Here is a 465-nt window from a genome sequence, read left to right on the forward strand (position 1 = left end):
TGCCGGTTGCCGTCCTCACCCAGGCGGGCCGCCATCGGCTCCACCGACTTGCGCCGCCCGTCCAGCAGCAGCCCGCGCACATACGCCTGCCCCCACCGTCGCTGATCGGCGCGGAAGAACCCGTCGAACAACTCCGCCGCGAACGCCTCCAGGTCCTCCCGGACCCCGGCCAACTCCTCAGGTGTCACACCACCCCAACGACACCCGCAGACCAACGGACACGCCACTCACGAGTGAAGATGACCAAGCCCTACCAGTGCGGCTTCGAGGAACCCGATGCGCAGAACATCCGCAACGGCTGCGACTCGTACTGCGTTGTCACCCCCGACCAAAGCACCGCGTACGGATGCGTGCGCACAGTGGAGCTACTGAGTTTTTCGTTAGTTCTGTGGTGTTTAGGGGTGAATGATCAGGCCGGTGTGGGTGAGGAAGGACCACGGGAGTTGCTCGCTGGAGCAGACGCGG

General features: G+C 64.9%; 1 protein-coding gene and 1 pseudogene. One reads left to right on the plus strand and one right to left on the minus strand.

Annotation, left to right across the window (positions count from 1 at the left end; translation table 11 throughout):
- Positions 1-173 (minus strand): transposase (locus tag KUM38_RS41450; protein ID WP_254398587.1); only part of this gene is annotated, 173 nt, incomplete at its 3' end.
- Between the two features lie 66 nt (positions 174-239).
- Here KUM38_RS41450 and KUM38_RS41455 point away from each other — a divergent pair.
- Positions 240-465 (plus strand): annotated as a pseudogene (locus KUM38_RS41455) (hypothetical protein); the annotation flags it as partial.

Source organism: Streptomyces sp. AC558_RSS880, assembly GCF_019049255.1.
Classification (GTDB): domain Bacteria; phylum Actinomycetota; class Actinomycetes; order Streptomycetales; family Streptomycetaceae; genus Streptomyces.